The sequence below is a fragment of the Phocaeicola intestinalis genome (genome assembly GCF_014837065.1).
Taxonomy (GTDB): Bacteria; Bacteroidota; Bacteroidia; order Bacteroidales; family Bacteroidaceae; genus Phocaeicola; species Phocaeicola intestinalis.
Genome location: NZ_JACSPP010000157.1, coordinates 1 through 557, shown reverse-complemented (window position 1 = coordinate 557; position 557 = coordinate 1). Strand labels below are relative to the sequence as shown.

The following is a 557-nucleotide window of genomic DNA, read 5'->3' as shown; positions in this document are numbered from 1 at the left end:
AAGAAGCGTTCCTTCTCCGCCTCGTCCTTCTTAGCACGCATTGAGTACGGGATGCCGGCAAGGAACGAGGTGAACAGTTTGCGGAGTTGTTCCAAATCGCCTTGACGCATGGAAACAACCACACTCCGTATCCAGCCGCCCAGGTTTTCCTGAGGCTGCAAATAACTGGAAGCAACCAACGATACAAAGCCGCTCTTCACTTCGTTGTTCGGGAAGTCGAGCAGGAATGTACCGAAATCACTGTCGTAGCCCTTGATGGTCAGGTATCCGCTCTGGTAAATCATCGGCAGGGGCTTTTCCACATCCGCCTTATAATCGACAAACTCCTTGTCCTCGTAATATTTGCCGGTCATTCCGTTCAGATCCTCCTGCGTATGGTTCAGCAGGCGGACCAGATAGGTGGGTGTGCCGCTGGAGAACCAATAGTCACGGAGTGCCTTTTTGGCAAACGCGTTCAACAGACTGAACGGATTGTACACATCCGTCAGGTTGCCGCTGAAGTGATAGCCGTCATACCGGTGCTTCAGCATGTCCAGCATCCCTTCTTCAGTAACCTT

General features: G+C 52.1%; 1 pseudogene. It reads right to left on the bottom strand.

What is annotated here, in order from left to right:
* Positions 1-557: pseudogene (locus H9625_RS17485) on the bottom strand (AAA family ATPase); the annotation flags it as partial.